Below are 25,994 nucleotides of genomic sequence, written 5' to 3'. Positions count from 1 at the left end.
AACAGCGGCCGCCTTACGTAAAACGTCCGCTATTGTTGCCACTCGCTGTCACTTTACACGATACGCGAGAAGCCTGCCGCTAAATCCGTCAACAGATCGTCAACATTTTCTAAACCGATATGGACGCGAATCAGCGTACCGCTGAAATCGACTTCAGCTTCCGGACGGATGGCGGCGATTTGTTCCGGCTGGTTAGCCAGAATCAGCGATTCAAAACCGCCCCAGGAGTAGGCCATGCTGAACAAGCTGAAGTTGTCGAGATACGCAGCAAGCTCGGCGTCGGTCAGGCGTTTATTGAGGACAAATGAGAACAGACCGCTGCTGCCGGTAAAATCGCGCTTCCAGAACTCATGACCCTTGCTGCCCGGTAGCGCCGGGTGGTTGACGCGCGCGACCTGCGGATGTTGCGCCAGCCATTCGGCGATACGCAGGCTGCTTTCATGATGCTGACGCAGGCGGACGCCAAGGGTGCGCAGGCCGCGGCTGGTCATATAGGCGGTATCCGCATCGACCATTTGCCCCATCAGGTAGGCATTTTCCCGCAGCTGATCCCAGCAGCGCGCGTTGGACACCGCGGTGCCGACCATTGCATCAGAGTGGCCAATCAGGTATTTCGTCCCGGCCTGAATGGAAATATCGACGCCGAAATCCAGCGCTTTAAACAGCACGCCGGCAGCCCAGGTGTTGTCGATCATGATAATCGCTTGCGGAGCAACGCGGCGGACGGCGGCAACAATTGCCGGAACGTCGTGAACTTCCATGGTGATAGAGCCGGGTGATTCCAGGAACACCACCCGGGTGTTCGGTTGAATCTGGCGGGCAATATCGGCGCCAGCTAGCGGATCGAACCAACTGGTGGTGACGCCGAGCTTCGCGAGGATTTTAGTGCAAAAGTCCTGGCTGGGCTCATACGCGGTGTTGGTCATCAGGACATGGTCGCCTTGTTCGACGAAGGCCAGAATGGTATTGGCAACGGCTGCGGCGCCGCAGGGAAACAGCGCGCATCCCGCGCCGCCTTCCAGTTCGCACATCGCTTCCTGTAACGAAAAGTGGGTCAATGTCCCGCGACGACCGTAAAACAGTTCGCCTTTTGCCCGGTTGCGGGTGGCGTGCTTTTTAGCTTCGACACTCTCGAACACCAGCGATGAAGCCCGCTGAATCACGCTGTTGACCGAGCCCTGAGTATATTTTTTGCTGCGCCCGGCATTGACCAGCGCGGTATCAAGATGTTTATCAGCCATGTTTTTTACCTGGTTTTATACGTCTGGACGTCTAAACTAGCACGAATGGCTCACCCTGTACCGGGGAATGGCCGATACGGGCAAAAATTTTGCGAAATCCGCGGTCGGCCACTTTTTTACTGCGTAAGCGCAAGGAATCTAAACGTGATTTGCTGCACAGTGTAAATACTAATGAGAACCACTATCAATTCGGGGCTTTTTTGATATGATTGTGCTCAGATTTTGTGATTGACGTCCTGGAGATTCAGCGTGGGTAATAATTTGATGCAGGCGGACCTGTCCGTTTGGGGTATGTATCATCATGCCGATATTGTCGTTAAGGTCGTGATGATTGGCCTGATTTTGGCGTCGGTAGTCACTTGGGCTATCTTTTTCGGCAAAGGTGCTGAAATCCTCTCCAGTAAGCGCCGCCTCAAGCGTGAACAGCAGCTGCTCGGCGATGCGCGTTCCCTCGATCAGGCCAGCGATATCGCAAACAGTTTCCACCCGAAAAGCTTAAGCACCCAGCTTATCAATGAAGCGCAGAACGAACTGGCGCTCTCTGAAGGCGTTGAAGATAACGAAGGGATTAAAGAACGTACCGGTTTCCGCCTTGAGCGTCGCGTAGCGTTCGTGGGTCGCTACATGGGGCGCGGCAACGGTTATCTGGCGACCATCGGGGCGATTTCCCCGTTCGTCGGCCTGTTTGGTACCGTCTGGGGTATCATGAACAGCTTTATCGGCATTGCGCAGACGCAGACCACTAACCTTGCGGTGGTGGCGCCGGGCATCGCGGAAGCGCTGCTGGCAACGGCCATCGGCCTGTTTGCGGCGATTCCAGCCGTGGTTATCTATAATATTTTTGCCCGCATGATCGGCAGCTACAAAGCGTCGCTCGGCGATGTCGCCGCGCAGGTGCTGCTGCTGCAAAGCCGTGATCTGGATCTGAGCGCCAGCGGCGTAAAACCGGTTCGTACCGCGCAAAAATTACGAGTAGGTTAATGCTTTATGGCAATGCATTTTAACGAAAACCCCGATGATAACGGCGAAATGCATGACATCAACGTCACGCCGTTTATCGACGTCATGCTGGTGCTGTTGATCATCTTTATGGTGGCGGCGCCGCTGGCGACCGTGGATGTGAAGGTCAACCTTCCGGCCTCCTCAAGTCAGCCACAGCCGCGTCCGGAAAAGCCGATTTATCTGTCGGTGAAAGCGGATAACAGCATGTTCCTCGGCAACGATCCGATCACCGAAGAGAGCATGATCGGCGCGCTGAATACGCTGACGGAAGGGAAGAAAGACACCACCGTCTTCTTCCGTGCGGATAAAACCGTGGACTATGAGACCATGATGAAGGTCATGGATACTCTGCACCAGGCGGGTTATCTGAAAATTGGTCTGGTGGGCGAAGAAAGCGTAAAAGCGAAATAACCCTCCCGACGACGTTCTCAGGCTGGCCATGTGCCAGCCTTTTTTATGCCCGATATTCAGCGGCGATATGGCGGGAGGTTGCAATCGCTGCGGCGGGTTGCGATATAATGACGGACTTTTGCTTAACTCACAGGATCTTATGGAACGCTTTCTGGAAAATGCTATGTATACCTCCCGCTGGTTATTGGCGCCGGTTTATTTTGGTCTATCGCTCGGGCTGATTGCGCTGTCGATCAAATTTTTTCAGGAGATTTTCCACATCCTGCCGCACATCTTCAGCGTGAGCGAGTCGGATCTGGTTCTGACGCTGCTGTCGCTGGTTGATATGACGCTGGTGGGCGGCCTGCTGGTGATGGTGATGTTCTCCGGCTACGAAAATTTTGTCTCCCAGCTGGATATCAATGAAGGTAAAGAAAAGCTCAGCTGGCTGGGCAAAATGGATGCCACTTCGCTGAAAAATAAAGTGGCGGCGTCCATTGTCGCCATCTCCTCTATCCATCTGCTGCGGGTGTTTATGGACGCGCAAAACGTACCGGACAACAAGCTGATGTGGTACGTCATTATCCATCTGACCTTTGTGCTGTCGGCGTTTGTGATGGGTTATCTCGATCGTCTGACCAAGGTTAAGCACTGAGACACCTGCCCGGCGGCGCAGCGCCGCCGGGTGAGTGACTTATTGATCCGACGAGGTTTGCCATAGATTGAGCTGGCCATCCGCGACGTGCTGGTCAATCTGCGCCAGCTCTTCTGCGCTAAACGTCAGATTATTCAGTGCCTGTACGTTCTCCTCCAGCTGCTGTGGGCGGCTGGCGCCAATCAGCACCGATGTGACCCGACTATCCTTCAGCAGCCAGCTCAGCGCCATTTGCGCCATACTCTGTCCGCGGCTGTGGGCCATCTCCTGCAGTAAGCGCAGGCTGTGCAGATTTGACTCACTGAGCATATTCTCCGTCAGGCCGCGCGCTCTTTTCCCTTCGTAGAACATCCGCGAACCTTCGGGGATCTGCTGTAGATATTTGCCGGTCAGCAGGCCCTGTGCCAGCGGCGTAAAGGCGATACAGCCGACGCCGTTCTCCTCCAGCGTATCCAGCAGTCCGCTGGTGTCGACCCAGCGGTTGAGCAGGTTATAAGACGGCTGGTGAATCAGTAGCGGGATCTTCCAGTCGCGCAAAAGCGCGGCCATTTGCCGCGTACGTTCCGGCGAATAGGAGGAGATGCCGACATACAAGGCTTTACCGCTCTGCACCGCCTGTGCCAGCGCCGCAGCGGTCTCTTCCATCGGCGTATTTTCATCGACGCGATGCGAATAGAAAATATCGACGTAATCCAGTCCCATCCGCTGCAGGCTCTGATCGAGGCTGGCGAGCAGATATTTTCGTGAACTACCGTTGCCATAGGGGCCTGGCCACATGGAATAGCCCGCTTTCGTCGCCACAATCAGCTCGTCGCGGTAGGCGGCGAAATCCTCGCGCAGCAGGCGGCCAAAATTCTCCTCCGCGCTGCCGGGCGGCGGCCCGTAGTTATTCGCCAGATCGAAATGGGTAATGCCCAGATCAAAGGCTTTGCGTAACAGGGCGCGTTGGTCATCCAGCGCGCGACCGTGACTAAAGTTGTGCCACAGTCCCAGCGACAAAAGGGGCAATTGCAGGCCGCTTTTACCGCAGTAGCGGTACTGCATGCGATCGTAGCGGGTGGGATCAGCTAACCAGGACATGCTCTCTCCTTATAAATTAAAACGTCGTTCCCATTTTAACTGGTATGGTACGCCAGCAGCGTTCGCTGGATCACAATGTGTAAGATTGCTGGCGTCACCGCGAGCTTCTGCTTTGCTTAAAGGGGGGGAATATCCGGAGAAGAGATGATGACGCGACTGACGGCGAAAGATTTTCCGCAAGATCTGCTGGAGTATTACGACTATTACGCGCACGGCAAAATCAGCAAGAGGGAATTTTTGCAACTGGCCGGAAAGTACGCCGTCGGCGGCATGACCGCCCTGGCGTTGTTTAACCTGCTGAAACCGAACTACGCGCTTGCCGGGCAGATCTCGTTTACCGACCCGGATATCCATGCGCAGTATATTCGCTATCCTTCGCCCGAGGGTCACGCCGAGGTGCGTGGTTATCTGGTGGTGCCGACGAAATCCAGCGTAAAACCGGCGTCGGTGATCGTCGTGCATGAGAATCGCGGACTGAATCCCTATATCGAAGATGTCGCCCGCCGGGTGGCCAAAGCCGGTTACATCGCGCTGGCACCGGATGGCCTGAGTTCGGTGGGCGGCTATCCCGGCAATGATGACGAAGGGCGCGAGCTTCAGCAGAAAGTCGATCCGCTGAAGCTGATGAACGACTTTTTTGCCGCCGTCGCCTTTATGGAAAAGCATCCGCAGGCGAGCGGAAAAGTGGGGATAACCGGGTTTTGTTACGGCGGCGGGGTTTGCAATGCCGCCGCCGTGGCGATCCCGGAGCTGGCCTGCGCGGTGCCGTTTTATGGCCGCCAGCCGCCGATCGCGGAGGTCGGGAAAATCCATGCCCCGCTGCTACTGCACTATGCGGAGCTGGATAAACCCATCACCGATGGCTGGCCCGCTTATGAACAGGCGCTGAAGGCGCAGCATAAAGTGTTCGAAGCCTATATCTATCCTCAGGTGAATCACGGTTTTCACAACGACTCCACGCCGCGCTACGACCGGGCTGCCGCCGAGCTTGCCTGGCAGCGAACGCTGGCGTGGTTTGCCAAATATCTCGGCTAAGAAGGGCGGAAATAGCGCTGGCACTCGCTCAAAAAATCGATATATAATTTTGTATATAACGACTAAGAGCCTATCCCAGTAGGCGTAGATTGTTGCAGCCAGTTTGGCCGCGGACAGCGCGGAACCACCGGAGCGTACACGCAGTACGTGAGGATGGTGAGCACTGCCCAGGGCCAAAATGGCAAATAAAATAGCCTAATGGGAAGGAGACAGCGATGGATAACCATTTCGGCAAAGGTTTAATGGCGGGGCTGAAGGCGTCTCAGGCTGAAAGCGCCAGCAACGCAGCCGGTTTTTGCGCGGATTATAAACGTGGCTTTGTCCTCGGTTATTCTCAGCGCATGTTTGAAAAAACCGGCGATCGCCAGCTTAGCGCCTGGGAGGCCGGGATCCTCACCCGCCGCTATGGCCTGGACAGAAACATGGTCATGGATTTCTTCAGGGAAGGACATTCCTGTATCGCGATGCGTTACTTTATGGCGGGATACCGGCTGGAAAGTTAACTACCGAAGGCCGAAGCCCCCGGTAGGTGAGAGGTTATGCCTGGCGCTTGTCTTCGGTCAGGGTATCAAAGTCGCTGGCGCTGTGGCGTTCGTGCAGCTGCTCGTTAAGCGGGCCGTTGGTCCGGTTGACGATTCGTCCGCGTTTGACTGCCGGACGATTGCCAATGTCCTGCGCCCAGCGCAGGACGTTTTTATAGCTGCCGGCGTCCAGGAATTCCGCGGCATTATACACTCCACCCAGCACGACATTGCCGTACCACGGCCAGATGGCCATATCGGCGATAGTGTACTCTTCCCCGGAAACATAGCGGTTGCGGGCGAGCTGTTTATCCAGCACGTCGAGCTGACGTTTGGCTTCCATCGTGAAGCGGTCGATCGCGTACTCGATTTTCACCGGCGCATAGTTAAAGAAGTGACCAAAACCGCCGCCGAGGAACGGGGCGGCGCCCTGTAACCAGAACAGCCAGTTCAGGGTCTCGGTCCGCCCTGCGGGATCTTTAGGCAGGAAGAAACCAAATTTTTCAGCGAGGTAAAGCAGAATGCTGCCGGACTCAAATACACGCGTCGGTGGAGTGGTCGAGTGGTCGCTCAGCGCGGGAATTTTTGAGTTGGGGTTCACCTCAACAAAACCGCTGGAGAACTGATCGCCTTCGCCAATGCGAATCAGCCAGGCATCGTATTCCGCGCCGCTCACGCCAAGCGCCAGCAGCTCTTCCAGCAGGATGGTCACCTTCTGGCCGTTGGGCGTGCCCAGGGAGTAAAGCTGCAGCGGATGTGAGCCAACCGGTAGCGTTTTTTCATGGGTGGCGCCGGAGACGGGACGGTTGATGTTGGCGAACGCGCCGCCGTTGTTTTGCTTCCACTCCCACACTTTAGGGGGTTGGTAGTTATTCTCTGACATGAGGACCTGCCTTTTTAGTGAGCCGTTGAGGGAGTGTAGCAGGAGATTCCAGGCAGGTTTAACAGTGTGAGGCTTATTGGCCCCGGTCAGCGTCGCGCAACCGGGGCGAGGAGGACTCAGGCCATAATCCGCGCGGCCCATACGCTGATATCGTCGCCGCTGCCGAGGTCCGGCTGCACCAGGCCGTTGACCATAAAGGTCGGCGAGACATGAATACCGTTCTGTCGCGCGTATTTGCAATGCCATTTAATCTCAGCCTGCAGCTCAGGGCGGGCAAAGGCCGTAGAGAGCAGAACCTGGCTGTAGTGCTCAATGCGCTGGATAATCTGCTGCGGCGTGGTCTCCATATTCGGCCCGCTGCAATGATCGGTAAATTCAAACTCTTCGCGATGGTCGGCGACCGCTTTTAACACTCTGTGCGCCTGCTCTCTGCCGTGCGGTAGCGTCGAGGCGGCAAGAACGCAGCGCACGATGACGCCGGAGAAAAGATGCCACGGCTGCGACTGCAGGCGAATCTTGATAGTCACATTATCCGCGCCGACTTCGTCCAGCAGATCGTCAAGCTTATTGAACGCCCGGACGGAAAACGGGCAGGTTGGCTCAAGGAATACCTCAAAAGTACGTGGGCCGTGGCCCCAGACCAGCGGTTGAGCCTGCAGATGCGGTTGTGCGCTCATAATCAACTCCTGACGTTGTCTCATTCTTCGTTATGGTTCCCTGCATCATCCAGGCGGTTGTCAGCGGCAATGCAACCTGAAGTATTACGGGGAGATATTACAACTAACGATATCACTTTTACCCAAAGGCGCCGGGTTATTTTCCCGCGGGGCACGATCGCTGAATCCAATGAGTGGTATCATCATTGCACCTCTGTCTGGTAAGTGCCTGCGGCAGGATAAGAAGAGGGAGTTTTGTTCCGCCAACTGCCCGGGCTGCATTAATTTGAGGTCAGGCTAATGAGCAAAGGATCGACAAGTAGTGATGCCCCTTTTGGTACATTGTTAGGCTACGCGCCGGGGGGCGTAGCAATTTATTCATCGAATTACAGCAGCTTAAATCCGCGCGACTATCCGGATGACGCCACGTTCCGCAGTTACATCGACAATGAGTATATGGGGCACAAATGGCAGTGCGTTGAATTTGCGCGCCGTTTTTTGTTCCTCACCTACGGTTTTGTCTTTACCGATGTCGGCATGGCCTATGAAATCTTCTCCCTGCGTTTTCTGCGTGAAGTGGTTAATGACAATATTTTGCCGCTACAGGCTTTTGCAAACGGCGCCCGCCGTCCGCCGATAGCCGGTTCGCTGCTGATTTGGCAGAAGGGCGGCGAGTTTAAGCATACCGGCCATGTCGCGGTGATTACGCAGCTGGTCGGCAATAAGGTCCGCATCGCCGAGCAAAACGTGATTCACGCGCCGCTGCCGCAGGGCCAGCAGTGGACTCGCGAATTAACGCTGGAAGTGAAAGATGGTTTCTACACCATCAAAGACACCTTTGCCGATACCGAAATATTAGGCTGGATGATTCAGACCGCCGATACCGAGCACAGTCTGCCGCAGCCGGTGCTGCCGGGCGAAGCGATGGCGATTCAGGGAGCGAGACTGCCGAATAAAGGCCAGTTCCGCGGTAACTGGCTGAACGAGAAAGATTCGCTGCAGAAAGCCTACGTGGCCGCCAATGGTCACTTCATCAATCAGGATCCCTATCAGTACTTCACCATTACCGAAAGCGCCGAGCAGGAGCTTATCAAAGCGACCAACGAGCTGCATTTGATGTACCTGCACGCCACCGATAAGGTGATGAAAGATGACAATCTGCTGGCGCTGTTTGATATCCCCAAAATTCTCTGGCCGCGCCTGCGTCTCTCATGGCAGCGACGCCGTCATCATATGATCACCGGCCGCATGGATTTCTGTATGGATGAGCGCGGGCTGAAGGTCTATGAATACAACGCCGACTCCGCTTCTTGTCATACCGAAGGCGGGCTGATCCTCGAACAGTGGCTGAAACAGGGCTATTACGGCAGTGGACACAACCCGGCGGAAAATCTGCTTGATGAGCTGGCGGGCGCCTGGAAACACAGTCACGCCCGTCCTTTCGTGCATATCATGCAGGACAAGGATCTGGAGGAGAACTACCACGCGCTGTTTATCCAGCGCTCGCTCACGCAGGCGGGGTTCGAAAGTAAGATCCTCTTTGGCCTTGATGAGCTGCACTGGGACGCCGCCGGGCAGCTGATCGACGGCGACGGGCGTCTGGTGAACTGCGTCTGGAAAACCTGGGCCTGGGAAACCGCCATCGAACAGGTGCGCGAAGTCAGCGCCGATGAGTACGCCGCCGTGCCGATCCGTACCGGGCATCCGCAAAACGCCGTGCGGTTGATCGATGTGCTGCTGCGCCCGGAAGTGCTGGTTTTCGAACCGCTGTGGACGGTGATCCCCGGTAACAAGGCCATTCTGCCGGTACTGTGGTCGCTGTTCCCCAACCACCGCTATCTGCTGGATACCGATTTTGTGATCAACGATGAGCTGGCGAAAACCGGCTATGCGGTGAAGCCTATCTCTGGCCGCTGCGGCAACAACATCGATTTGATTGGTCCGCAAGATGAAGTGCTGGATAAAACCAGCGGGCAGTTTGTCGATCGTAAAAATATTTACCAGCAGCTCTGGTGCCTGCCGAAGGTGGATGGTAAATACATTCAGGTGTGTACGTTTACCGTCGGCGGTAACTACGGCGGTACTTGTCTGCGCGGCGATGATTCGCTGGTGGTCAAAAAAGAGAGTGATATCGAACCGTTAATTGTGCTGAAAGACAGCGACGGCCGGTAGCCGGCAGCCCGGACAGCGCCGTAAACGACCTGTCCGGGCAACAAATCCTGCAAACACGCTAAGTCACAAAGAAAACAACAAGACAGAAAAGGAAAATAATATGCACGACAGGCGACTCGCCGCCCGCGCGGGTGAACTCAAGCCCTCCGCCGTCCGCGAACTTCTTAAGCACAGTAAACTGCCCGGCGTTATCTCCCTGGGCGGCGGGATTCCGGCTCCGGAGTTGTTTGATACCGAAGGCCTGAATCTGGCTGTGCAGCAGGTGATGAGCGGGCGCTTTAACGATGCATTTCAGTATGGTTTGACCGAAGGCTATCCGCCGTTGCGTCAGGCCGTAAGTGAACTGTGTCAGGCGCGCGGCGTTGACTGCCAGGCCAGCCATGTCTATATCACCTCCGGCTCTCAGCAATCGCTGGATATTGTGGCCCGCACGCTGCTCGATCCGGGCGATGCGATTGTGGTTGAGCGCCCGACCTACCTGGCGGCGCTGCAGGTATTCCAGCTGGCGCAGGCCAATATTCTCAGCGTCGATACCGACGATAACGGGATGCTGGTTGAACAGCTGGCCGACCTGCTGGAAACGACCCGCGTCAAAGCCGTTTATCTGGTGCCCACCTTCGGCAATCCCGGTGGAAAAACCCTGAGCGAAGATCGCCGTCGCCGCCTGGTGGCGCTGGCGAAACAGCATGATTTTGTCATTATCGAAGATGATCCCTATGGCGAAATCAGCTTTACCGATGAAGTCCGCCGTCCGCTGTATCAGCACGCGGTTGAGCTGGGCTGCGAAGATCAGGTGGTCTACACCTCCACTTTCTCCAAAATTCTCGCTCCGGGGATGCGTATCGGCTGGATTGTGATGCCGGACTGGCTGGCGCAGCAGACGGTGATCGTTAAGCAGGCGGCGGATCTGCATACCAATATGCTGTCGCAGGTGATCACGGCGGAGTATCTGGCGATGAATCGCCTGGATAACCAGATCGCGCTGATCCGTGAGGATTATCGTAAGAAGTGTGTGGCGCTGGCGGATGCGCTGGAGTCGCGTCTCGGGGAGCACATTGCCTTCAGCCGACCTAAAGGTGGGATGTTCCTGTGGGCTCGCTTCCGCTATTCGTTCGATACGATGGCGTGGATGAAGACAACGCTGGCAAACGGCGTGGTGTTTGTCCCCGGCGAAGCGTTTTATCACGATAATCCGGATACCCGTACGCTGCGTCTGTCCTACTCGACGGTCCCGGAAGAAGGGCTGATGACGGCCGTTGAACGTCTGGCGAAATCGCTGTAGCTGTCTATAAATCACTCCGCGCCGCCGGGCGGCACGGAGTGTTAATCTGGTTTAGTCGCTTTCGGCGATGCGGTCATCGAGCCAAATCAGCATCAGTGAGGAGAGAAACGCCGTGCCGAGTGTGCCAATAAATAGCCACATAAAGAATACCTCAGAGGTTTTTTATTATTTTTCTTTTTTTACCGGTGAGTGATTGTTTCTGTTGATCATCGTGACTTTAGTCGCGGACTGGGTGGTGGCGAGGGTGAAGAAATCATCAGCATCAATATCAAAATTCAGCACGATTTCCCTGTATTTCCCGCAGTGAATTAACTCTTTTGCTTCTTGCATACTACTGACTGTTATTGTCGGCATCGTCTTATCTCATGTGAAAAACTGGTTAGCAAAGTAAGAGCTTGTGCATGACAGATCAACTCTTTTTTATCGTCGCGGGCAAGAACGCTTTTCCTTACTATTTGAGTGGGAATACGAGGGCGGGACAGGGCGTCGCCCATTGCCGCCTGGCCCGCGAATACAAAAGAGACGTTAACGCTGCTTTGCGCTCATCAACTGGCGGCAGCGCGACTGATCCTCACGGATGCTGTCCTGCTCTTCCTGACTTAACTGTAGCCAGGTCTGGCGCATTCGCTCGCCAAGTGCCGGGATATAGTGGTTTTTGTGCAGCGCATAATCGGAATTGCCGCCTTCGACAATGTTTTCCATATCACGGAGAAACGCCCGGCTATCCTGGTGGTCGATGACGCAAAACACCGAGCGGTAGTAAGCCTCATCTTCTGCGCAATAGTGCGGCGTGCGCCACCAGACAAGCAGCGCGATCAGCGCCAGCAGCGGAATAACAAAAGGTAATTTCTTCAGCATCGATGGGGTCAGGAAGAGGAAACAGAGGGGATAGTGTACCTGCTGCGCAAACAGCATGTCATCCCGCAGGCATCGCTAAAAAATAAACAACAGTCGATCGTTGGGCTGCTTATGGGATATATCAACGCCGGTACTGGCTTTTAATACTGAATTTTATCGATGACGTAAAGTGATGTTAACGGTGCTTCATTAACGATAGCGAAAATAACGGAAAGTATCGGCTTCGCAGGCAATTCCGAATCGCCGCAACACTCCGTGCTGTCGTGCCAGGTGGGGGGGCCGTCTGGCTCGCCACAAGCGCATTGTTTGCATAGGAAAAAACGATTCTCTGGCGATATTTTTTATATGCCGAAGAACTTGCTATTTATTTTTCTTGAATAATTCGCCCTTTGACTCATTATATTTTTACCCGGTTTGCGGCGAAATATTTTTTTACCTTGTAGATTCAATGTGCTGCACTCTGCATCACTATTTTATTCTCAGGTTCTAAATTTATAATAATTTACCTGCTTGTTACGCTTTATTAACCTCGGTCCTGTGCAGTGGTTTATTCCTGGCGATTGAACGCCATTCGAAGGACACATTTATGACCGTAGAAGACACGAACATTGATACGTTGATTGTTGGCGGAGGTCAGGCCGGTATTGCCATGAGTGAGCATCTGACGGCGCTGGGGATCTCACATCTGGTTATCGAGAAAAACCGCATCGCTGAGGCCTGGCGAACCGGCCGTTGGGACTCGCTGGTGGCGAATGGTCCGGCGTGGCACGACCGTTTTCCGGGGATGGAGTTTAAGGGGGGCAATCCCGACAGTTTCATTCCTAAAGACGATGTCGCGGCATACTTTGAAGATTACGTCAGGGCCTTCAATCTGCCGGTGCGTACCGGCGTTGAAGTCAAAAGCGCAGTGCGCAACAGCGGACGCCCGGGTTTTACCATCGAGACCACGGAGGGCATCATTGAAGCCCAGCGTATTGTTGCCGCGACCGGACCGTTTCAAAAACCGGTCATTCCCGCGATTGCGCCGAAAGAGAGCGGCATTCATCAAATTCACTCCGCCCGATACTACAATCCGCAGCAGCTTCCTGAGGGCGCGGTGCTGGTTGTCGGCGCGGGCTCTTCCGGCGTGCAGATTGCTGACGAACTTCAGCGCGCTGGCCGCAAGGTCTATTTATCCGTCGGCGCGCACGATCGTCCCCCGCGCGCATACCGCAACCGGGATTTTTGCTGGTGGCTGGGGGTGCTGGGCATGTGGGATGCCCCCGCCAGCGCGCCGGGCAAAGAACATGTCACTATCGCCGTCAGCGGCGCCCATGGCGGGCACACCGTGGACTTCCGCGAGCTGGCGCACCGTGGCATCACCCTGGTCGGGCTGACGAAAGCCTTTGAATCCGGGACGGCGACCTTCCAGCCGGATCTGTGCGACAACATCCGCCGCGGGGATGAGAACTACCTGGCGCTGCTGGATGCCGCAGATGCCTACATTGCGGCCAATGGCCTGGATCTGCCGGAAGAACCTTCCGCCCGCGAGTTTTTACCTGACCCGCCGTGCATGACTTCACCGCTCCTCTCCCTGAACCTCGTGCAGGCGGGGATTACCACCATTATCTGGGCGACCGGCTACGCCGTGGATTACAGCTGGCTCAACGTGAAGGCTTTTAATGAGCAACATCGTCCGCAGCATCAACGCGGCGTCTCCAGCGAACCTGGGGTCTATTTCCTCGGATTGCCGTGGCTGTCGCGCCGGGGATCGACCTTCATCTGGGGCGTCTGGCATGACGCGAAACACATTGCCGACCATATTGCCACCCAGCGTAAGTACAGCCAGTACCAGGCTGCCGATCGGCGCTAAACACGCGCCATTAAACAGGATAAAAAAGATGCCAACACATACCCGTATTCGCATGTTTAATACCAAAGAGACCTACCCCAACCAGAGCCTGGATAACGATTTATGCCAGGCGGTTCGCGCCGGGAATACCGTCTACGTGCGCGGTCAGGTGGGAACGGATTTTGCCGGTAACCTGGTCGGTTTGGGCGACCCGCAGGCTCAGGCCGAGCAGGCGATGAAAAACGTCAAACAGCTGCTGGAGGAGGCCGGAAGCGACCTGTCGCACATCGTGAAAACCACCACCTATATCATTGACCCGCGTTATCGTGAGCCGGTGTATCAGGAAGTGGGTAAATGGCTGAAGGGGGTTTTCCCGATCTCCACGGGGCTGGTGATTTCAGCGCTGGCGCAGCCGCAATGGCTGATGGAGATCGACGTGATTGCCGTTATTCCCGATGATTTCGTGAAGTAAGGGGCGAGGATGACCTTTTCTATCGCAGCATATTGCCCGGAAAGCGGGCAGTTTGGTATTGCGCTCAGCTCCTCCAGCATTGCCGTCGGCGCCCGCTGTCCCTGGCTACAGGCCGGAGTGGGGGCGGTATCCAGTCAGAACATCACGTTACCGGCGCTGGGCCAGCTGGCGCTGGCGCAGCTGGAACAGGGTTTAGCGCCGGACATCGCGTTGCGCAGGGCGCTGGCGGAGGATGATTTCAGCCGCTACCGGCAGATTATCGCCATCGACGCCAACGGACAAACCGCCGCCTTCAGCGGCGATAAAACCCTCGGTATCTATCATGTCGCCGAAGGCGAGAACTGCATCGCCGCTGGCAATATGCTGGCCAGCACGGCGGTCATTGAGGCGATGGTGGCCGGTTTCCAGCACAGCGAAGGTGAAATGGCGCTGCGGCTACTGGCCGCGCTGCAGGCCGGTCTGGCCTGCGGCGGTGAGGCCGGCCCGGTTCACTCTGCGGCGGTGAAGGTCGTGGATGACTATTCGTGGCCGCTGGTGGATTTGCGCATTGACTGGAGCGAGGACGATCCCATTGGCGAACTGGCCGCGCTCTGGCAGGCCTATGAGCCGCAGATGCAGGCCTATATCACGCGCGCGCTCGACCCGCGGGAGGCCCCCAGTTACGGAGTTCCGGGCGATGAATAATGAGGTGCAGTCGATACTGGCAACGCTGCTGGCTTTTGATACCACCAGTCGCGAATCCAATCTCGAGATGATCGATTACATCAACCGCTTTCTTCGCGGTTTTGGCATTGCATCCCGGCTGTTCTACGATGATGACGGCAAAAAAGCCAATCTTTATGCCCGCCTGGGGCCGCCGGGCGCGGGGGGCGTGATGCTCTCCGGTCATACCGATGTGGTCCCGGTTGACGGCCAGCGCTGGACGGTCCCTCCTTTTGCGCTCACCCTGCGCGATGGTCTGTGCTATGGGCGCGGCAGCACCGACATGAAGGGCTTTATCGCCTGTGTGCTGGCCTCTGTTCCCGCCTTCCTCGCACAACCGTTAAGTATGCCTCTGCATCTGGCCTTTTCCTATGATGAGGAGGTGGGATGCCTCGGCGTCCGCAGTCTGGCGAATCATCTTAAGGCCTCGAAGGATAAGCCCGCCCTGTGCATTATCGGTGAGCCGACGGAGATGCGCCCGGTCTACGGTCATAAAGGCAAATTAGCCATGCGCTGCCATATTCACGGTAAGGCCTGCCATTCGGCCTATGCCCCCGATGGCGTGAACGCTATTGAGTATGCGGCGAAGCTGATTACCCGCTTAGGCGTGCTGGGTGAAAAGCTGGCGCTCAGACAGGACGCGCGCTTCGACCCGCCGTACAGTACCGTGCAGGTGGGGCTGATTACGGGCGGCGCGGCGCTCAATATTGTGCCTGAGCGCTGCCAGTTCGATTTTGAAATCCGCCATTTGCCGGACCTGTCGCTCGACGAGACGCTCAGCGGACTGCAGGCGTATGCCGAAGATGAACTGGTGCCGGCGATGCGCACGGTGGCGGCGGAGGCCACAATCCGTTTTCAGCCGCTCAGTCAGTATCCCGGCCTGCTGAGCGATCCGCAGTCGGCCTTTGCTGGCTGGCTGGCGCAATGGGCGGGCAATGATACCTTCTCCACCGTCGCCTTCGGCACTGAAGGCGGGCTGTTTGACGAAGCGGGCGTGGCAACGCTGATTTGCGGACCGGGAAGTATGGCGCAGGGACACAAGCCGGATGAATTTATTGCCCTGACTCAGTTGGAATGCTGTCTGGCGATGCTGGATAATCTGCGCCACTGGATGGCGGTCTCCTGAATCTTTTGCGCCCGGGGTCGGGCGCCTTGTCGCAAGCCTCTTTCCCTGCTATTTCGCGGGGGGAGCAGGCAATGTCTGAGCGGGCAGATACTGCCCGCACTCTTCGCGGTCAATAGCCGACGGTGTACACCCGTCCGCTCTGTATGCCTTCCACGCTGCGGCGATAGGCCTGGGCAACGGCGGCGGCGGGGACGCTGGAGAAACCGGGGAAGAAACCGTCATAAGCGGCGAGCGACTCCGTCAATACGCCAGGGCTTATCAGGTTGATGCGGATGCCACGCGGCAGTTCGCAGGCGGCGGCGCGGACAAAGCCCTCCAGCCCGGCATTCACCGTCGTGGCGTTGACGCCCTGGGCAATCGGCTCATGGGCCACGATGCCGCTGATAAGCGTAATCGAACCGCCATCATTGAGATAATGCTGCCCGGTAAGCGCCAGGCGCACTTGCCCCAGCAGCTTGTCCTGCAGGCCCTGGTTGAAATCGCGGTCCGTCATGGACGAAAGGGGGCCAAAGAACAGATTGCCGGTGGCCGAGACAATCGCATCGACCCGGCCGACTTTTGCAAAGAGAGCGTCGACGCTCGGCTGAGAGGTGATATCTACCTGAAGGTCGCCCTGAGTGCGACCGACGCGAATGACGTCATGTTGACGGTTCAGTTCTTCGGCGACGGCGCGCCCGACGGTACCGCTGGCACCAATAACGACAATTTTCATGACTGACTCCTGATCGGTTGTGAGCCTCTATTCTTTAATGAAACAGTTATCGGATAAACTGGCTAAAAGTTAGATGATTACTAACCAAGGGTTTGTAATATGGATAAGCTACGCGCAATGGAGACGTTTATTACCGCGGTGGAGTGCGGCAGTTTTACCGACGCGGCATCGCGACTGGAGATGTCGGCGGTCATGGTCGGTAAATATATCGCCCTGACGGAGCGAGAGCTTGGCACCCGCCTGCTTGAGCGCAACACCCGGCGCCAGAGCCTGACCGATGCCGGGCGAGTCTATTATGAAGAGGCCAAACGGGTACTTGAACAGGTCGCTATTGCCGAAAGCTCGGTCGAACGATTGCGACTGGCGCCGGCCGGAACGCTACGTATCAGCGCGCCGACCTCTTTTGGCGCCTGCGTGATTGCGCCGCTGACCGCTTCTTTTTTACAGGCGTGGCCGGATGTTCGCATCGAACTGGATCTGACTAACCGGATGATCGATCTCGTCGATGAGGGCTTTGATCTGGCGATTCGTATTGGCGATATTCACCACACCGATCTGGTGGCGAAATATCTCTGTCCTTATCGGATGGTGATTTGCGCCGCGCCCGCTTACCTGGCTCGTCACGGTACTCCAGTCGTACCGGCGGATTTGGTCGATCATCTTTGTCTGTCCCATACGGTATGGACGGCGCGCAATGAGTGGACATTGCCGGGCGCGCAAGACGCGGTGAGCTGGAAGCGCGATGCGATTTTGCGCTGCAATGATGGTTACGGCCTGCGCATGGCGGCGATAGCCGGAGCCGGGCTATTGCTGCAGCCGGAGGTCTTACTGAGCGAGGCGCTGGCCAGCGGCAAACTGGTGCGCGTGCTGGAGGCCTATACTCCCCACCCACGTCCGGTACATTTACTCTGGCGGCAGGATCTTCGTCCGCTGCCGAAGCTGACCCGCTTCGTAGAGCATGTGCTGAACGAGGGAAAGCGCTATTTATAAGCGACGGTTATCGGGTCGCTCTTTCGGGGCCTGGACGAAAGCTGGCGCGCCAGCAGGCTGGCTTCGTTTTTGAACTGGCCTGTATAGAAAGCTCCCGCTCATCCTGGTAAGATTCTGACGCCAGCATGGAAGGGTAGGGGATTTCCCCCGGAACGGCATATCTTTGGAGATAAGGTCTTAGCGCTGGCAGTTTGTTGGGGGACGTGCGAAGTCGTCTATCAATTGAATGTTGAGCGCTTAATATTTCCAGCATAAAGCTGATATTGGATCCTTTCACAGGAAAACGATGTATGAAGCCAAAACAAGCGGAAATTCTCCGCCATTCCATGTCTCTGTTCAACAAAGAGGGGTATCAGTCGCCAAGCATTGACCGGATTTCGGAGAATGCGGGCATCTCCAAAATGACGTTCTACCGCTACTATTCGGATAAAGAAGCGCTCATCCTCGCCATTTTACAGCTGAAAGAACTCGAGTTTATGCAGGATCTGCAGAATATTGTTGCGGATAAAGCCTCGGCGCGGGAGAAGCTGTTTGCCGTTTTTGAATACTATAACGACTGGTTTAAATGCGAAGATTTTCATGGCTGCATGTTCACCCGCGCGCTCTTCGAATATGGCGCTTCTTCCCAGGCTATCCGGGTGACCTGCTCGACGTTTAAATCGCGTCTCTACCAGTTTTTTTGCGACATTCTCGTGAGTGTATTGAAACCGGAGCCTGCGGAACGGGTGGCGATGATGATGGTCATGCTTATCGATGGCGCAATCGCCGCCCAACAGGCTGAGTCATCTGAGTGCCGGGAGATCCCCCCGGGAATGACGGCCTGGAGTGCGGCGAAAGCACTTATTTATTCCGAAGGCGGGACGCTCTGATCATCGCGCCATGCCAGGTATTTCAAGTGCGCGTAACGTCTCCAGCAGGCGATCGTAGTAATCGTTACAGGTTTGCAGGCGAAGCGCGGCGCCGAAGTACACTTCCTCCATCGCCGCGGGATGTCTTTTACCTGTCGGTACGATAACGTTATTCAGCCATCCGTCGGCGTGCCCGATATCAACCGTGATGTGTTCTGCATAATAATGCACATCGCGTTCTGTCATCCCAATACGCAGGCAACCTGCGACAAGTTTTTGATACTGGGGAGGATCGAGTAATTCTGTCATCGCCATCACGCCAAGCGATTTGTAGTAATGCTGCCGGTTCACCCCGCCAAGCATGAACGCGTTATAGCCAGCAAGTCCTTGCCAGTCATACAGATGGGTAAAATGATTATCGGGTAAGGCAATATCCCGACGCTTCAGTAAATCCTTATACAGATTGACGTGCGTGATTTCATGACTTCCCTGGCCTATCTCATCCCACAGATTCCGGGCAATTTCAGCGCGCGTTTCTGGCAGGGAACCGACAAGCCCCATGGCGACCAGATCGAAAAAAAGCAGATTCAGCGCGCTGTCGCTTTTGAAGAAATAATCTATTTGTGTTGCGGAAGCTGATGTTGCGAGAAAGTCAAACAGAGGGTGATGTGAGGCCGGGTGCATCTCACACAGCTTACGCAGTTCTGCAACAATATTCCCGGCGTTGAGAACCGGTTTATGGCAAACCATGTGTTTCTTTTCCGCCCGCAGCCATTCGGACTCGATGTAATTCCGGATCCTGGTGAGCAGGGGGTGAAACTGGTTTTTGGCGGCCATGGATAGCGGCTCAGCCAGCCAGGTCTGGTAAAGCTGGAAAAGCGCGCCGAGGGCAGATTTTTTCGCCTGTAGATCGCCCGCAGTAAACGCCCTGATGCAGGTGTTTTCCATCAAATACCAGACCTTTTCTGCAAGCTGCGGAGTGGCCGTCAGCGTCAGCGAAAGTTCGTCACTGTTGATGAGCCGGTCAATCATTTCATCCAGCGGCAGTTTGTCCATGTCGGAAGGATTATCGGAATGATGTTTGTTTCCGACGAGAGGATTTTCAGCTGTGCGCATTAATTTATCCTTGTAAAGCGCATGGTATATATACGTTATAGTACCGATAATGGTGCTGCAAGTTTATTTTATAACTGGCGGGTATTTTTTATAATTAATTGATTTTAATGGTATAACTTGTTTTGTTTCAATGATATTAAAAAATAGTTGATGTTATTAAAAATAAAACGTTACTATTTAGTACAGTTTGAAGTGATGCAAGGAATCAGCATGCCTTACCTGTTACTCACGCTGGCGGCCCTGTTCTGGGGAGGGAATTATGTCGTTGGACATATTCTCGTTCAGGGTGCGGATCCGATTCTCATGACGGAAGCAAGATGGGCGTTAACGGCGCTGCTGCTGCTGGTGCTCTATCATCGACAAATTCGCGAAAGTCAGCAACTGCTTCGCCAGAATGCCTCTACGCTGCTGATTTTAACGCTGTGCGGGCAGGTGAGTTTCCCTTTAACCCTCTATATTGGCCTGCAGTCGACCTCCGCGCTGAATGCGGCGATTTACATGTCAGCGACCCCCTGCATGGTGCTTATTATTAATCGTCTGATTTTCCACGATCGGGTATCGGCGCGTAACTGGTTGGGCGTGATCTTTAGCACCGCTGGCGTGCTGGTCCTCCTGCTGCACGGTAACCTGAGGCAATCAGCGGGGCTGAAAAGTTTTAGCCATGGCGATCTGTGGGCGATGGGATCGGCGTTGAGCTGGGCGTTGTATTGTTCGCTGTTGCGTAATAAGGATCGCCGCATACCTGCTAACGCTTTCGTTGCCGCCAGTTCATTTCTCGGCGCCCTGATTCTTCTTCCGGTGGTGACTTTCTGGCTGTGGCGACACCCGACGACCTCATTCGCCGCATACCACGATATCTATTTCCTCAGCGGACTAGCGTACCTGGTGATTTTTCCCTCGTGGCTGGCCTATCTGTTCTGGAACAAAGGCATCGCCGCCATTGGTGCAACGCGTGGTGAAATTTATACCCATATTATTCCGCTTTCTGGCGGCATATTAAGTATTCTTTTTTTGCATACCCAGCCACATCTTTATCACTTGCTGAGCACGCTGTTAATTTTGACTGGGATCGCCACCTGTTCACTGGCTAAAAAAGCCGCGGTGCATGCATAAATAGTAATGGAATGATTTAAACTCATAATTTAAGGACGAATTAGCGATGTTCAGGATGTACTTGTATCTTATTCTCGCCGCGGCGGTTTCCGCGCTGGCGACGGATATGATAGTGCCGGCATTACCGATATTACAAAATGCTTTCAATACTGATTATTCGACCATTCAGCTGACAATTAGCGGTTTTCTGGTGATATACGCCGGTAGCCAGTTATTATCAGGATTCATCGGCGAAAAACTGGGTAAATTACGGGTGTTGACGGCCAGTTTTTTACTTTTCCTCGCCGGAAGCATTCTTTGCTTTATGTCCGAAAGTTTAATGACGTTACTGGCTGGCAGAGCGTTACAGGCCGTAGGCGCGGGGGCCGGGCCGGTGCTTTCCAAAGCGATAGCAAAAGAGACGTTTTCCCCGCTGATCCTCAAGCGCGCGCTTTCCGATATCTCTTCGGCCAGTGCGGTTGTTCCTCTGATTGCGCCGCTGGTCGGGGCTTTGATTCTTGGGCATCTGAACTGGAACAGCCTGTTCCTTGTGATGGCCCTGTTTAGCGTCGTGACCCTGCTGTTGTCTCCGCGCGCCCTTGCGCGCCATGATGCGGTGGTGCTCCCCTCATCTTCCGGGTTTGTCACCCCGGCGTTTATCCAGGGGACGCTGCTGGTCTCACTTATCCTGAGTTCGCTGTTTTGCTATATCTCGCTGTCTCCGGCTATTTTTATGCAGCAGTTTGGTCTGAGTACGCTGAACTATTCTCTGCTTTTCTCAGCATCCGTACTGTTTTTTATCCTCGGAAATCAGATGGCGAAGTTCGAACGAATGATTAATCCGTGGGTATTGTTTATTGTTAATGCGTTGTCGGTTGTCCCTTTTATTCTTGGCAGCCATTCACTGCTCTTATGCATCGCCGGTGCGATGGTTTTTAACTTAAGCCTTGGCGCTTATTACCCGACCGCGAATTTTATCGCCCTGCAAATTAAAGGCACGAAGACAGGTATTGCGGCATCGGTTACCGGGTTTATTCAGACTGTGAGCGCCGGAGCCATTAGCTTTTTCGCCGTAAAACTAACGGATACCGGTATGGGCTTCGGCAGGACGCTCGGGGTAAGCACTTTATTGCTGGCGATTTTGTCTCTGCTGGTGGTCACTACACTTAAGGTCGCACAATGGAAAACGGGCAAAAAAGAGAACACAGAGGTCCCTGAAATATAAAGTCAGGGTCTTTTCTTCACATATTAATGAACTGGTAGTGGTAAAAAGGGAGGGCAAAGAAATCACCTATCGGTGATGGCAGAAAATGGGGGAGTTCATCTCTTGCTCGTATCCTGGACTCGCGACGCATGAAGCGCTGAAACAAGCGGTTGTCGATGATATCGACCGTTTTGGTATGCAGACGTCAGTCGCCATAACGCGGGAAGCAGTTCTGAGTCATCTTTTTGATATCAGAGGCTTCCATACCGCCAGACTTCGCTTTCCAGTTGTTCAGAGATACCGGCTTCACGGCAGACATCCTTAACGGTACGTCCGGCTTCGACGGACTTCAGAACGGCAATGATCAGGGGTTTGGTGAATCGGGCTTTAGTATGTCGGAAGATCTCTAAAAGTGAATGATTCGTTTTGCAGGGATACTGACAATTGCTGTGGACGACGGAACAGGTATGACGACCGACTGTAAAATGTGAAGGGCGGCAATGGTCGCCGGGTCTGTTTTCAGTGCTATAATAAGTGCATTAGGCCGTGTAATTTGCACGGTATTCATTGCAGGGGAGGGACCATGGCAGCGAAACAACGCAGCACACAGAGCGTGACCATGACGGTGGAACGCGCCTTACTGGCCCGGGCGCGTGAGGCAGGCATTAACCTGAGTGCGACCCTGACAGCCGCGTTAGATGCCGAGCTTCGGCACCATGAAGCGAAAAAATGGCAGGAAGAGAACAGGGAAGCCATTGAAGCACTAAATCGTTTCCATGATGAGCATGGCTGTTTCAGCGATGAATACAGGACATTTTAACCATGCAATTCACCGTATATGCGAATACTGGTAAAAGCACCGTTTACCCTCTGCTGCTCGATGTCACCAGCGATATTATTGGACAACTGAACCGCCGGATAGTGATCCCGCTGCTGCCGGTTGACAGGTATCCGGCAGGCCACCGCCCGGATCGCCTTGTTCCCTTCGTCAGTCTGACAGACGGCAGAGAATACGCGGTAATGACCCACGAGCTGGCAAGTATCCCGGTTCAGGCGCTGGGGGCGGTGTTCTGCGATGCTGCGCAGTACCGTTCGCAGGTAAAGGCTGCAATTGATTTTCTCATTGACGGCATTTAGCCGCGATTGCCGGGCACCTGCTTCAGTTCGGCTATCGTACGCAGAAGAAAAGCTTCACTGTTTTTTGCGCCGAACGGAACTGACACATTGTTCCTTATCACTGTTTTGAAACCGTCAAACGGTCTGATTAACGAGGCTTTGGTTTTTTCCTTTGTGGGTGGCTCCGCCAACCCGTATGGATGCGGCGCAACTGACGGAAGAAGGCTACTACAGCGTGTTTGGTAAGAGCGGTGCGCGTATCGAAATCCCTGGCTGTTCCCTGTGTATGGGTAACCAGGCGCGCGTGGCGGACGGTGCGACGGTGGTGTCCACTTCGACCCGTAACTTCCCGAACCGTTTAGGGACCGGCGCTAACGTTTATCTGGCCTCTGCGGAACTGGCCGCGGTCGCTTCCCTGCTCGGCAAACTGCCGACGCCGGAAGAGTACCAGACCTTCGTCGCGCAGGTGGATGAGACCGCGGCGGACACTTACCGTTATCTGAACTTCAACCAGCTTTCCCAGTACACAGAGAAGGCCGAAGGTGTGATTTTCCAGACGGTAGTGTAATCAGAAAGGAGTGGAAATAGTGCCAGGGGGGAGGGAAGGTGGCTGCCAGGTTGACCTGCATACTCAGACATCTACCAGAAGCCCAAAAGCAAAAACCCGCCTTGTGGGCGGGTTCTTTAAATAGTGGTGCCCGGACTCGGGATCATTCAGTTATCTATTAAGTTGAAATATATCGTGAATTTTAATCGGCCTTGTTGTCAAGACCCATGATTTGACCCGTTTTTTCATCGATAGATCAGAGTGATGGATCATAGATGATAAAAAATTCTCGGTTCGTTCCTTCGGTTCGGTTCCCTGTGACACTAATAAAGCGTAATGACATTAGCATTACGCTTGCTGTATGATTAATATCCAGAGAGTAGGTCGGAGGATAACATCATGCCAGTGACGAACAGCGTTTCTGTCAAACGTGAAACATTGAATTTACGCATCAAGCCAGCTGAACGCGACCTTATCGACCGTGCGGCGAAGGCTAGAGGGAAAAATCGCACTGATTTTGTTCTTGAGGCTGCCCGCGCCGCCGCAGAGGAAGCGTTGATCGATCAGCGCATCATCATGGCAGATCCCGATGCTTATCAGGAATTTCTCGCTCGTTTGGATCAGGCTCCTTCACCGAATGCTGCGCTGCGTAAAACCATGCAAACGCCTGCGCCGTGGGAACAGAAAAAATGATTTCCGCCCCTGAGCCACTCCACGCCGAACATGTACTATCTCCATTCTGTTGCGGCGTTGAGTCTATGGACAACTGGCTAAAACTACGCGCTATGAAAAATCAGGTCACTGGCGCATCACGAACTTTCGTTAGTTGCGATGATTCAAAAGTGTTGGCGTATTACTCATTGGCTTCCAGTGCAGTGGCAACGAATGCCGCCCCCGGACGCTTTCGCCGCAATATGCCCGATCCGATCCCGGTAGTCGTGCTGGGACGTCTGGCGGTAGATAAATCATTGCATGGTCAGGGCATTGGTCGGGCGTTGGTGCGTGATGCGGGGTTGCGGGTGATTCAGGTGGCGGATACTATCGGTATCCGAGGGATGTTGGTTCATGCGCTGTCTGATGAAATGCGGGAATTTTACCTGCGTGTCGGGTTTGAGCCTTCACCGATTGACTCGATGATGCTGGTGGTGACGTTGGGGGATTTGGTGGGGAGTTTATCCATTTGAAATTGATGTTGTGCAAGTGAATATCGAAAAATGAATGCTCCGGTTTGCCGGGATACTGACAGTACCAATACCAAAAGAACCAACGGACAAAGCATAAATAGCTGCAGGCATTCCTGATGCGCGGGATACGGCTGTATTCATATGAAACTTTATCTCCCGCCAGAAAGGCGGGAGAATTTATTGCGGGATATTATTTGTCGATTAAATTGAAATCACCCTGGTTATATCTTAACCCGTGAACATTGTCAGGAGTGAATATATAGTCAATGGTTTTAATATCATCGCTGGAAATGTTCAGGCTGAGCGCGCCAGCATTATCCTGCAAATGCTCAATTTTCCGCGCGCCAGGAATGGGAACAATATCATCCCCCTTGCTCATCACCCAGGCGAGGGCCAGTTGTGCCAGGGTACAGCGGTATTTACCCGCGACATCCTGCAGTTGGCTGAGCAATTGTTGGTTTTTCTGCATAGCTTCTTTCTGGAAGCGAGGAAGATTGCGACGAAAATCATCATCGGCGAAGCCTGATTGATCCGTAATTTTCCCGGTCAAAAATCCACGGCCTAATGGGCTATATGGCACAAATCCAACTCCTGACTCGCGGCAGGCTTTGATAATGCTTTCTTCCGGCTCGCGAGTCCAGAGAGAATATTCTGTCTGGACTGCGGTGATCGGATGAATTTTGCAGGCCCGGCGTAAAGTATCGGCAGAAACCTCAGAAAGTCCGATGTGGCGAATTTTCCCTTCCTTGATGAGTTCAGCCATAGTCCCGACAACATCTTCAACGGGTACAGTTGGGTCAACACGGTGCTGGTAAAGTAAATCAATAGCCTCGATATTGAGACGTTTAAGTGAGCCTTCTACCGCTTGGCGAATATGTTCGGGACGACTGTCAACGCCAGCCATACGCTCAAGCCCTTGCCCGGCTGGAAGGATGCGGAAACCAAATTTAGACGCAATCTGTACCTTATCGCGAATTCCTTTGATGGCTTTCCCGACCAGCACTTCGTTATCAAAGGGGCCATAAACTTCTGCGGTATCAAGGAAGGTGACACCCAAATCAACCGCCGTGTGGATGGTGTTAATAGCCTGCGATTCTTCGGCGCCACCATAGGCAAAGCTCATCCCCATACATCCAAGACCTAATGCAGAAACCTGGAAGTTATCCTTTCCTAGATAACGTGTTTTCACCTTATTTTCCTCGTGTGTAAAATGTTATTAAATATATACTTCCATTTTATATTTATAACAATTAATATATCTCTAATGCAGTGTTTTATG

Annotated in this window: 27 protein-coding genes and 3 pseudogenes; 20 read left to right on the top strand and 10 right to left on the bottom strand. The window is 54.3% G+C overall.

Going from position 1 to position 25,994, the window contains the following annotated elements:
• Positions 1-53 precede the first annotated feature (53 nt).
• Complete coding sequence (metC, locus tag CWM52_RS07300) at positions 54-1,241, bottom strand: cystathionine beta-lyase (RefSeq protein WP_100683494.1); 1,188 nt, start codon at positions 1,239-1,241, stop codon at positions 54-56.
• 249 nt (positions 1,242-1,490) lie between these two features.
• Here metC and exbB point away from each other — a divergent pair, with 249 nt between their 5' ends.
• From exbB to CWM52_RS07285, 3 genes are all read left to right on the top strand, one after another.
• Entirely contained in the window at positions 1,491-2,222 is a 732-nt protein-coding gene (exbB, locus tag CWM52_RS07295; RefSeq protein ID WP_100683493.1) for a tol-pal system-associated acyl-CoA thioesterase, read from the top strand.
• 6 nt (positions 2,223-2,228) lie between these two features.
• Positions 2,229-2,654 (top strand): TonB system transport protein ExbD, encoded by a 426-nt coding sequence (gene exbD / locus CWM52_RS07290; RefSeq protein WP_100683492.1) that lies wholly within the window; start codon positions 2,229-2,231, stop codon positions 2,652-2,654.
• A gap of 139 nt (positions 2,655-2,793) precedes the next feature.
• Positions 2,794-3,288: a TIGR00645 family protein gene (locus tag CWM52_RS07285; protein ID WP_100683491.1), complete on the top strand. Its 495-nt coding sequence runs from the start codon at positions 2,794-2,796 to the stop codon at positions 3,286-3,288.
• 39 nt (positions 3,289-3,327) lie between these two features.
• Here CWM52_RS07285 and mgrA read toward each other — a convergent pair whose 3' ends face one another.
• The gene (gene mgrA, locus CWM52_RS07280) at positions 3,328-4,368 is read right to left on the bottom strand and encodes an L-glyceraldehyde 3-phosphate reductase (RefSeq protein ID WP_100683490.1); all 1,041 of its coding nucleotides are present in this window, start codon (positions 4,366-4,368) and stop codon (positions 3,328-3,330) included.
• A gap of 147 nt (positions 4,369-4,515) precedes the next feature.
• On the opposite strand from mgrA, the gene yghX reads away from it, so the two are divergent.
• Positions 4,516-5,403, top strand: coding sequence for a YghX family hydrolase (gene yghX, locus CWM52_RS07275; RefSeq protein ID WP_100683549.1), 888 nt, complete (start codon positions 4,516-4,518; stop codon positions 5,401-5,403).
• A gap of 215 nt (positions 5,404-5,618) precedes the next feature.
• Positions 5,619-5,906, top strand: a complete 288-nt coding sequence (locus CWM52_RS07270) for a DUF2623 family protein (protein ID WP_100683489.1) — start codon at positions 5,619-5,621, stop codon at positions 5,904-5,906.
• 34 nt (positions 5,907-5,940) lie between these two features.
• Here the strand turns inward: CWM52_RS07270 and yghU are convergent, their stop codons facing one another.
• Both yghU and CWM52_RS07260 read right to left on the bottom strand, forming a co-directional pair.
• On the bottom strand, positions 5,941-6,807 hold the full coding sequence (gene yghU, locus CWM52_RS07265) for a glutathione-dependent disulfide-bond oxidoreductase (protein WP_100683488.1): 867 nt from the start codon (positions 6,805-6,807) through the stop codon (positions 5,941-5,943).
• Between the two features lie 116 nt (positions 6,808-6,923).
• On the bottom strand, positions 6,924-7,484 hold the full coding sequence (locus tag CWM52_RS07260) for a DsbA family protein (RefSeq protein WP_100683487.1): 561 nt from the start codon (positions 7,482-7,484) through the stop codon (positions 6,924-6,926).
• Positions 7,485-7,763: 279 nt separating this feature from the next.
• On the opposite strand from CWM52_RS07260, the gene gss reads away from it, so the two are divergent.
• Complete coding sequence (gene gss / locus CWM52_RS07255; protein ID WP_100683486.1) at positions 7,764-9,635, top strand: bifunctional glutathionylspermidine amidase/synthase; 1,872 nt, start codon at positions 7,764-7,766, stop codon at positions 9,633-9,635.
• Positions 9,636-9,735: 100 nt separating this feature from the next.
• Positions 9,736-10,917, top strand: coding sequence for a PLP-dependent aminotransferase family protein (locus CWM52_RS07250; protein WP_100683485.1), 1,182 nt, complete (start codon positions 9,736-9,738; stop codon positions 10,915-10,917).
• Between the two features lie 165 nt (positions 10,918-11,082).
• Here the strand turns inward: CWM52_RS07250 and CWM52_RS07245 are convergent, their stop codons facing one another.
• Both CWM52_RS07245 and CWM52_RS07240 read right to left on the bottom strand, forming a co-directional pair.
• Positions 11,083-11,271 carry a hypothetical protein gene (locus CWM52_RS07245; protein WP_100683484.1) on the bottom strand — a complete coding sequence of 63 codons (189 nt, stop codon included), beginning with the start codon at positions 11,269-11,271 and terminating at the stop codon, positions 11,083-11,085.
• A gap of 171 nt (positions 11,272-11,442) precedes the next feature.
• Positions 11,443-11,775 carry a hypothetical protein gene (locus tag CWM52_RS07240; protein WP_100683483.1) on the bottom strand — a complete coding sequence of 111 codons (333 nt, stop codon included), beginning with the start codon at positions 11,773-11,775 and terminating at the stop codon, positions 11,443-11,445.
• 586 nt (positions 11,776-12,361) lie between these two features.
• Here CWM52_RS07240 and CWM52_RS07235 point away from each other — a divergent pair.
• Genes CWM52_RS07235 through argE form a run of 4 tightly spaced genes read left to right on the top strand, consistent with a single transcriptional unit; the run spans position 12,362 to position 15,906 of the window.
• Entirely contained in the window at positions 12,362-13,627 is a 1,266-nt protein-coding gene (locus tag CWM52_RS07235) for a flavin-containing monooxygenase (protein ID WP_100683482.1), read from the top strand.
• 28 nt (positions 13,628-13,655) lie between these two features.
• Positions 13,656-14,078, top strand: a complete 423-nt coding sequence (locus tag CWM52_RS07230) for a RidA family protein (RefSeq protein ID WP_004867660.1) — start codon at positions 13,656-13,658, stop codon at positions 14,076-14,078.
• A gap of 9 nt (positions 14,079-14,087) precedes the next feature.
• A complete protein-coding gene (locus tag CWM52_RS07225; RefSeq protein WP_100683481.1) occupies positions 14,088-14,762 on the top strand; it encodes a DUF1028 domain-containing protein in 675 nt (224 codons plus the stop codon).
• Positions 14,755-15,906, top strand: coding sequence for an acetylornithine deacetylase (argE, locus tag CWM52_RS07220; protein ID WP_100683480.1), 1,152 nt, complete (start codon positions 14,755-14,757; stop codon positions 15,904-15,906). The genes CWM52_RS07225 and argE overlap by 8 nt, the downstream gene beginning before the upstream one ends.
• A 109-nt stretch (positions 15,907-16,015) precedes the next feature.
• Here the strand turns inward: argE and CWM52_RS07215 are convergent, their stop codons facing one another.
• Entirely contained in the window at positions 16,016-16,618 is a 603-nt protein-coding gene (locus CWM52_RS07215; protein ID WP_100683479.1) for a short chain dehydrogenase, read from the bottom strand.
• Between the two features lie 99 nt (positions 16,619-16,717).
• Between CWM52_RS07215 and CWM52_RS07210 the strand changes: the two genes are divergently transcribed.
• Entirely contained in the window at positions 16,718-17,608 is an 891-nt protein-coding gene (locus CWM52_RS07210; RefSeq protein WP_100683478.1) for a LysR family transcriptional regulator, read from the top strand.
• Between the two features lie 290 nt (positions 17,609-17,898).
• Positions 17,899-18,477, top strand: a complete 579-nt coding sequence (locus CWM52_RS07205) for a TetR/AcrR family transcriptional regulator (protein ID WP_100683477.1) — start codon at positions 17,899-17,901, stop codon at positions 18,475-18,477.
• Here CWM52_RS07205 and CWM52_RS07200 read toward each other — a convergent pair.
• A pseudogene (locus tag CWM52_RS07200) lies at positions 18,453-19,572 on the bottom strand (iron-containing redox enzyme family protein). The gene CWM52_RS07205 and the pseudogene CWM52_RS07200 sit on opposite strands and share 25 nt — an antisense overlap.
• Positions 19,573-19,782: 210 nt before the next feature.
• On the opposite strand from CWM52_RS07200, the gene CWM52_RS07195 reads away from it, so the two are divergent.
• Both CWM52_RS07195 and CWM52_RS07190 read left to right on the top strand, forming a co-directional pair.
• Entirely contained in the window at positions 19,783-20,685 is a 903-nt protein-coding gene (locus tag CWM52_RS07195) for a DMT family transporter (RefSeq protein WP_100683475.1), read from the top strand.
• A 46-nt stretch (positions 20,686-20,731) separates the two neighbouring features.
• On the top strand, positions 20,732-21,889 hold the full coding sequence (locus CWM52_RS07190) for an MFS transporter (protein WP_100683474.1): 1,158 nt from the start codon (positions 20,732-20,734) through the stop codon (positions 21,887-21,889).
• A 217-nt stretch (positions 21,890-22,106) separates the two neighbouring features.
• On the opposite strand, the pseudogene CWM52_RS07185 reads toward CWM52_RS07190, so the two are convergent.
• Positions 22,107-22,272 (bottom strand): annotated as a pseudogene (locus CWM52_RS07185) (transposase); the annotation flags it as partial.
• A gap of 179 nt (positions 22,273-22,451) precedes the next feature.
• On the opposite strand from CWM52_RS07185, the gene CWM52_RS07180 reads away from it, so the two are divergent.
• From CWM52_RS07180 to CWM52_RS07155, 5 genes and pseudogenes are all read left to right on the top strand, one after another.
• Positions 22,452-22,688 (top strand): type II toxin-antitoxin system CcdA family antitoxin, encoded by a 237-nt coding sequence (locus tag CWM52_RS07180; RefSeq protein WP_100683473.1) that lies wholly within the window; start codon positions 22,452-22,454, stop codon positions 22,686-22,688.
• A gap of 2 nt (positions 22,689-22,690) precedes the next feature.
• Positions 22,691-23,005 (top strand): CcdB family protein, encoded by a 315-nt coding sequence (locus CWM52_RS07175; RefSeq protein ID WP_100683472.1) that lies wholly within the window; start codon positions 22,691-22,693, stop codon positions 23,003-23,005.
• A 151-nt stretch (positions 23,006-23,156) separates the two neighbouring features.
• Positions 23,157-23,552 (top strand): annotated as a pseudogene (locus CWM52_RS07165) (aconitase family protein); the annotation flags it as partial.
• A 378-nt stretch (positions 23,553-23,930) separates the two neighbouring features.
• On the top strand, positions 23,931-24,224 hold the full coding sequence (locus CWM52_RS07160; protein WP_100683471.1) for a DUF1778 domain-containing protein: 294 nt from the start codon (positions 23,931-23,933) through the stop codon (positions 24,222-24,224).
• The gene (locus tag CWM52_RS07155; RefSeq protein WP_100683470.1) at positions 24,221-24,715 is read left to right on the top strand and encodes a GNAT family N-acetyltransferase; all 495 of its coding nucleotides are present in this window, start codon (positions 24,221-24,223) and stop codon (positions 24,713-24,715) included. Before CWM52_RS07160 ends, CWM52_RS07155 begins: the two co-directional genes overlap by 4 nt.
• 190 nt (positions 24,716-24,905) lie before the next feature.
• Here the strand turns inward: CWM52_RS07155 and CWM52_RS07150 are convergent, their stop codons facing one another.
• Positions 24,906-25,904, bottom strand: a complete 999-nt coding sequence (locus CWM52_RS07150; protein WP_100683469.1) for an aldo/keto reductase — start codon at positions 25,902-25,904, stop codon at positions 24,906-24,908.
• Positions 25,905-25,994: the final 90 nt, after the last annotated feature.

It is taken from the genome of Raoultella sp. T31, assembly GCF_002806725.1.
Lineage (GTDB): Bacteria > Pseudomonadota > Gammaproteobacteria > Enterobacterales > Enterobacteriaceae > Klebsiella > Klebsiella electrica.
Note: the sequence above shows the minus strand (reverse complement) of the source record. Positions and strands in the feature narration are given on the sequence as shown.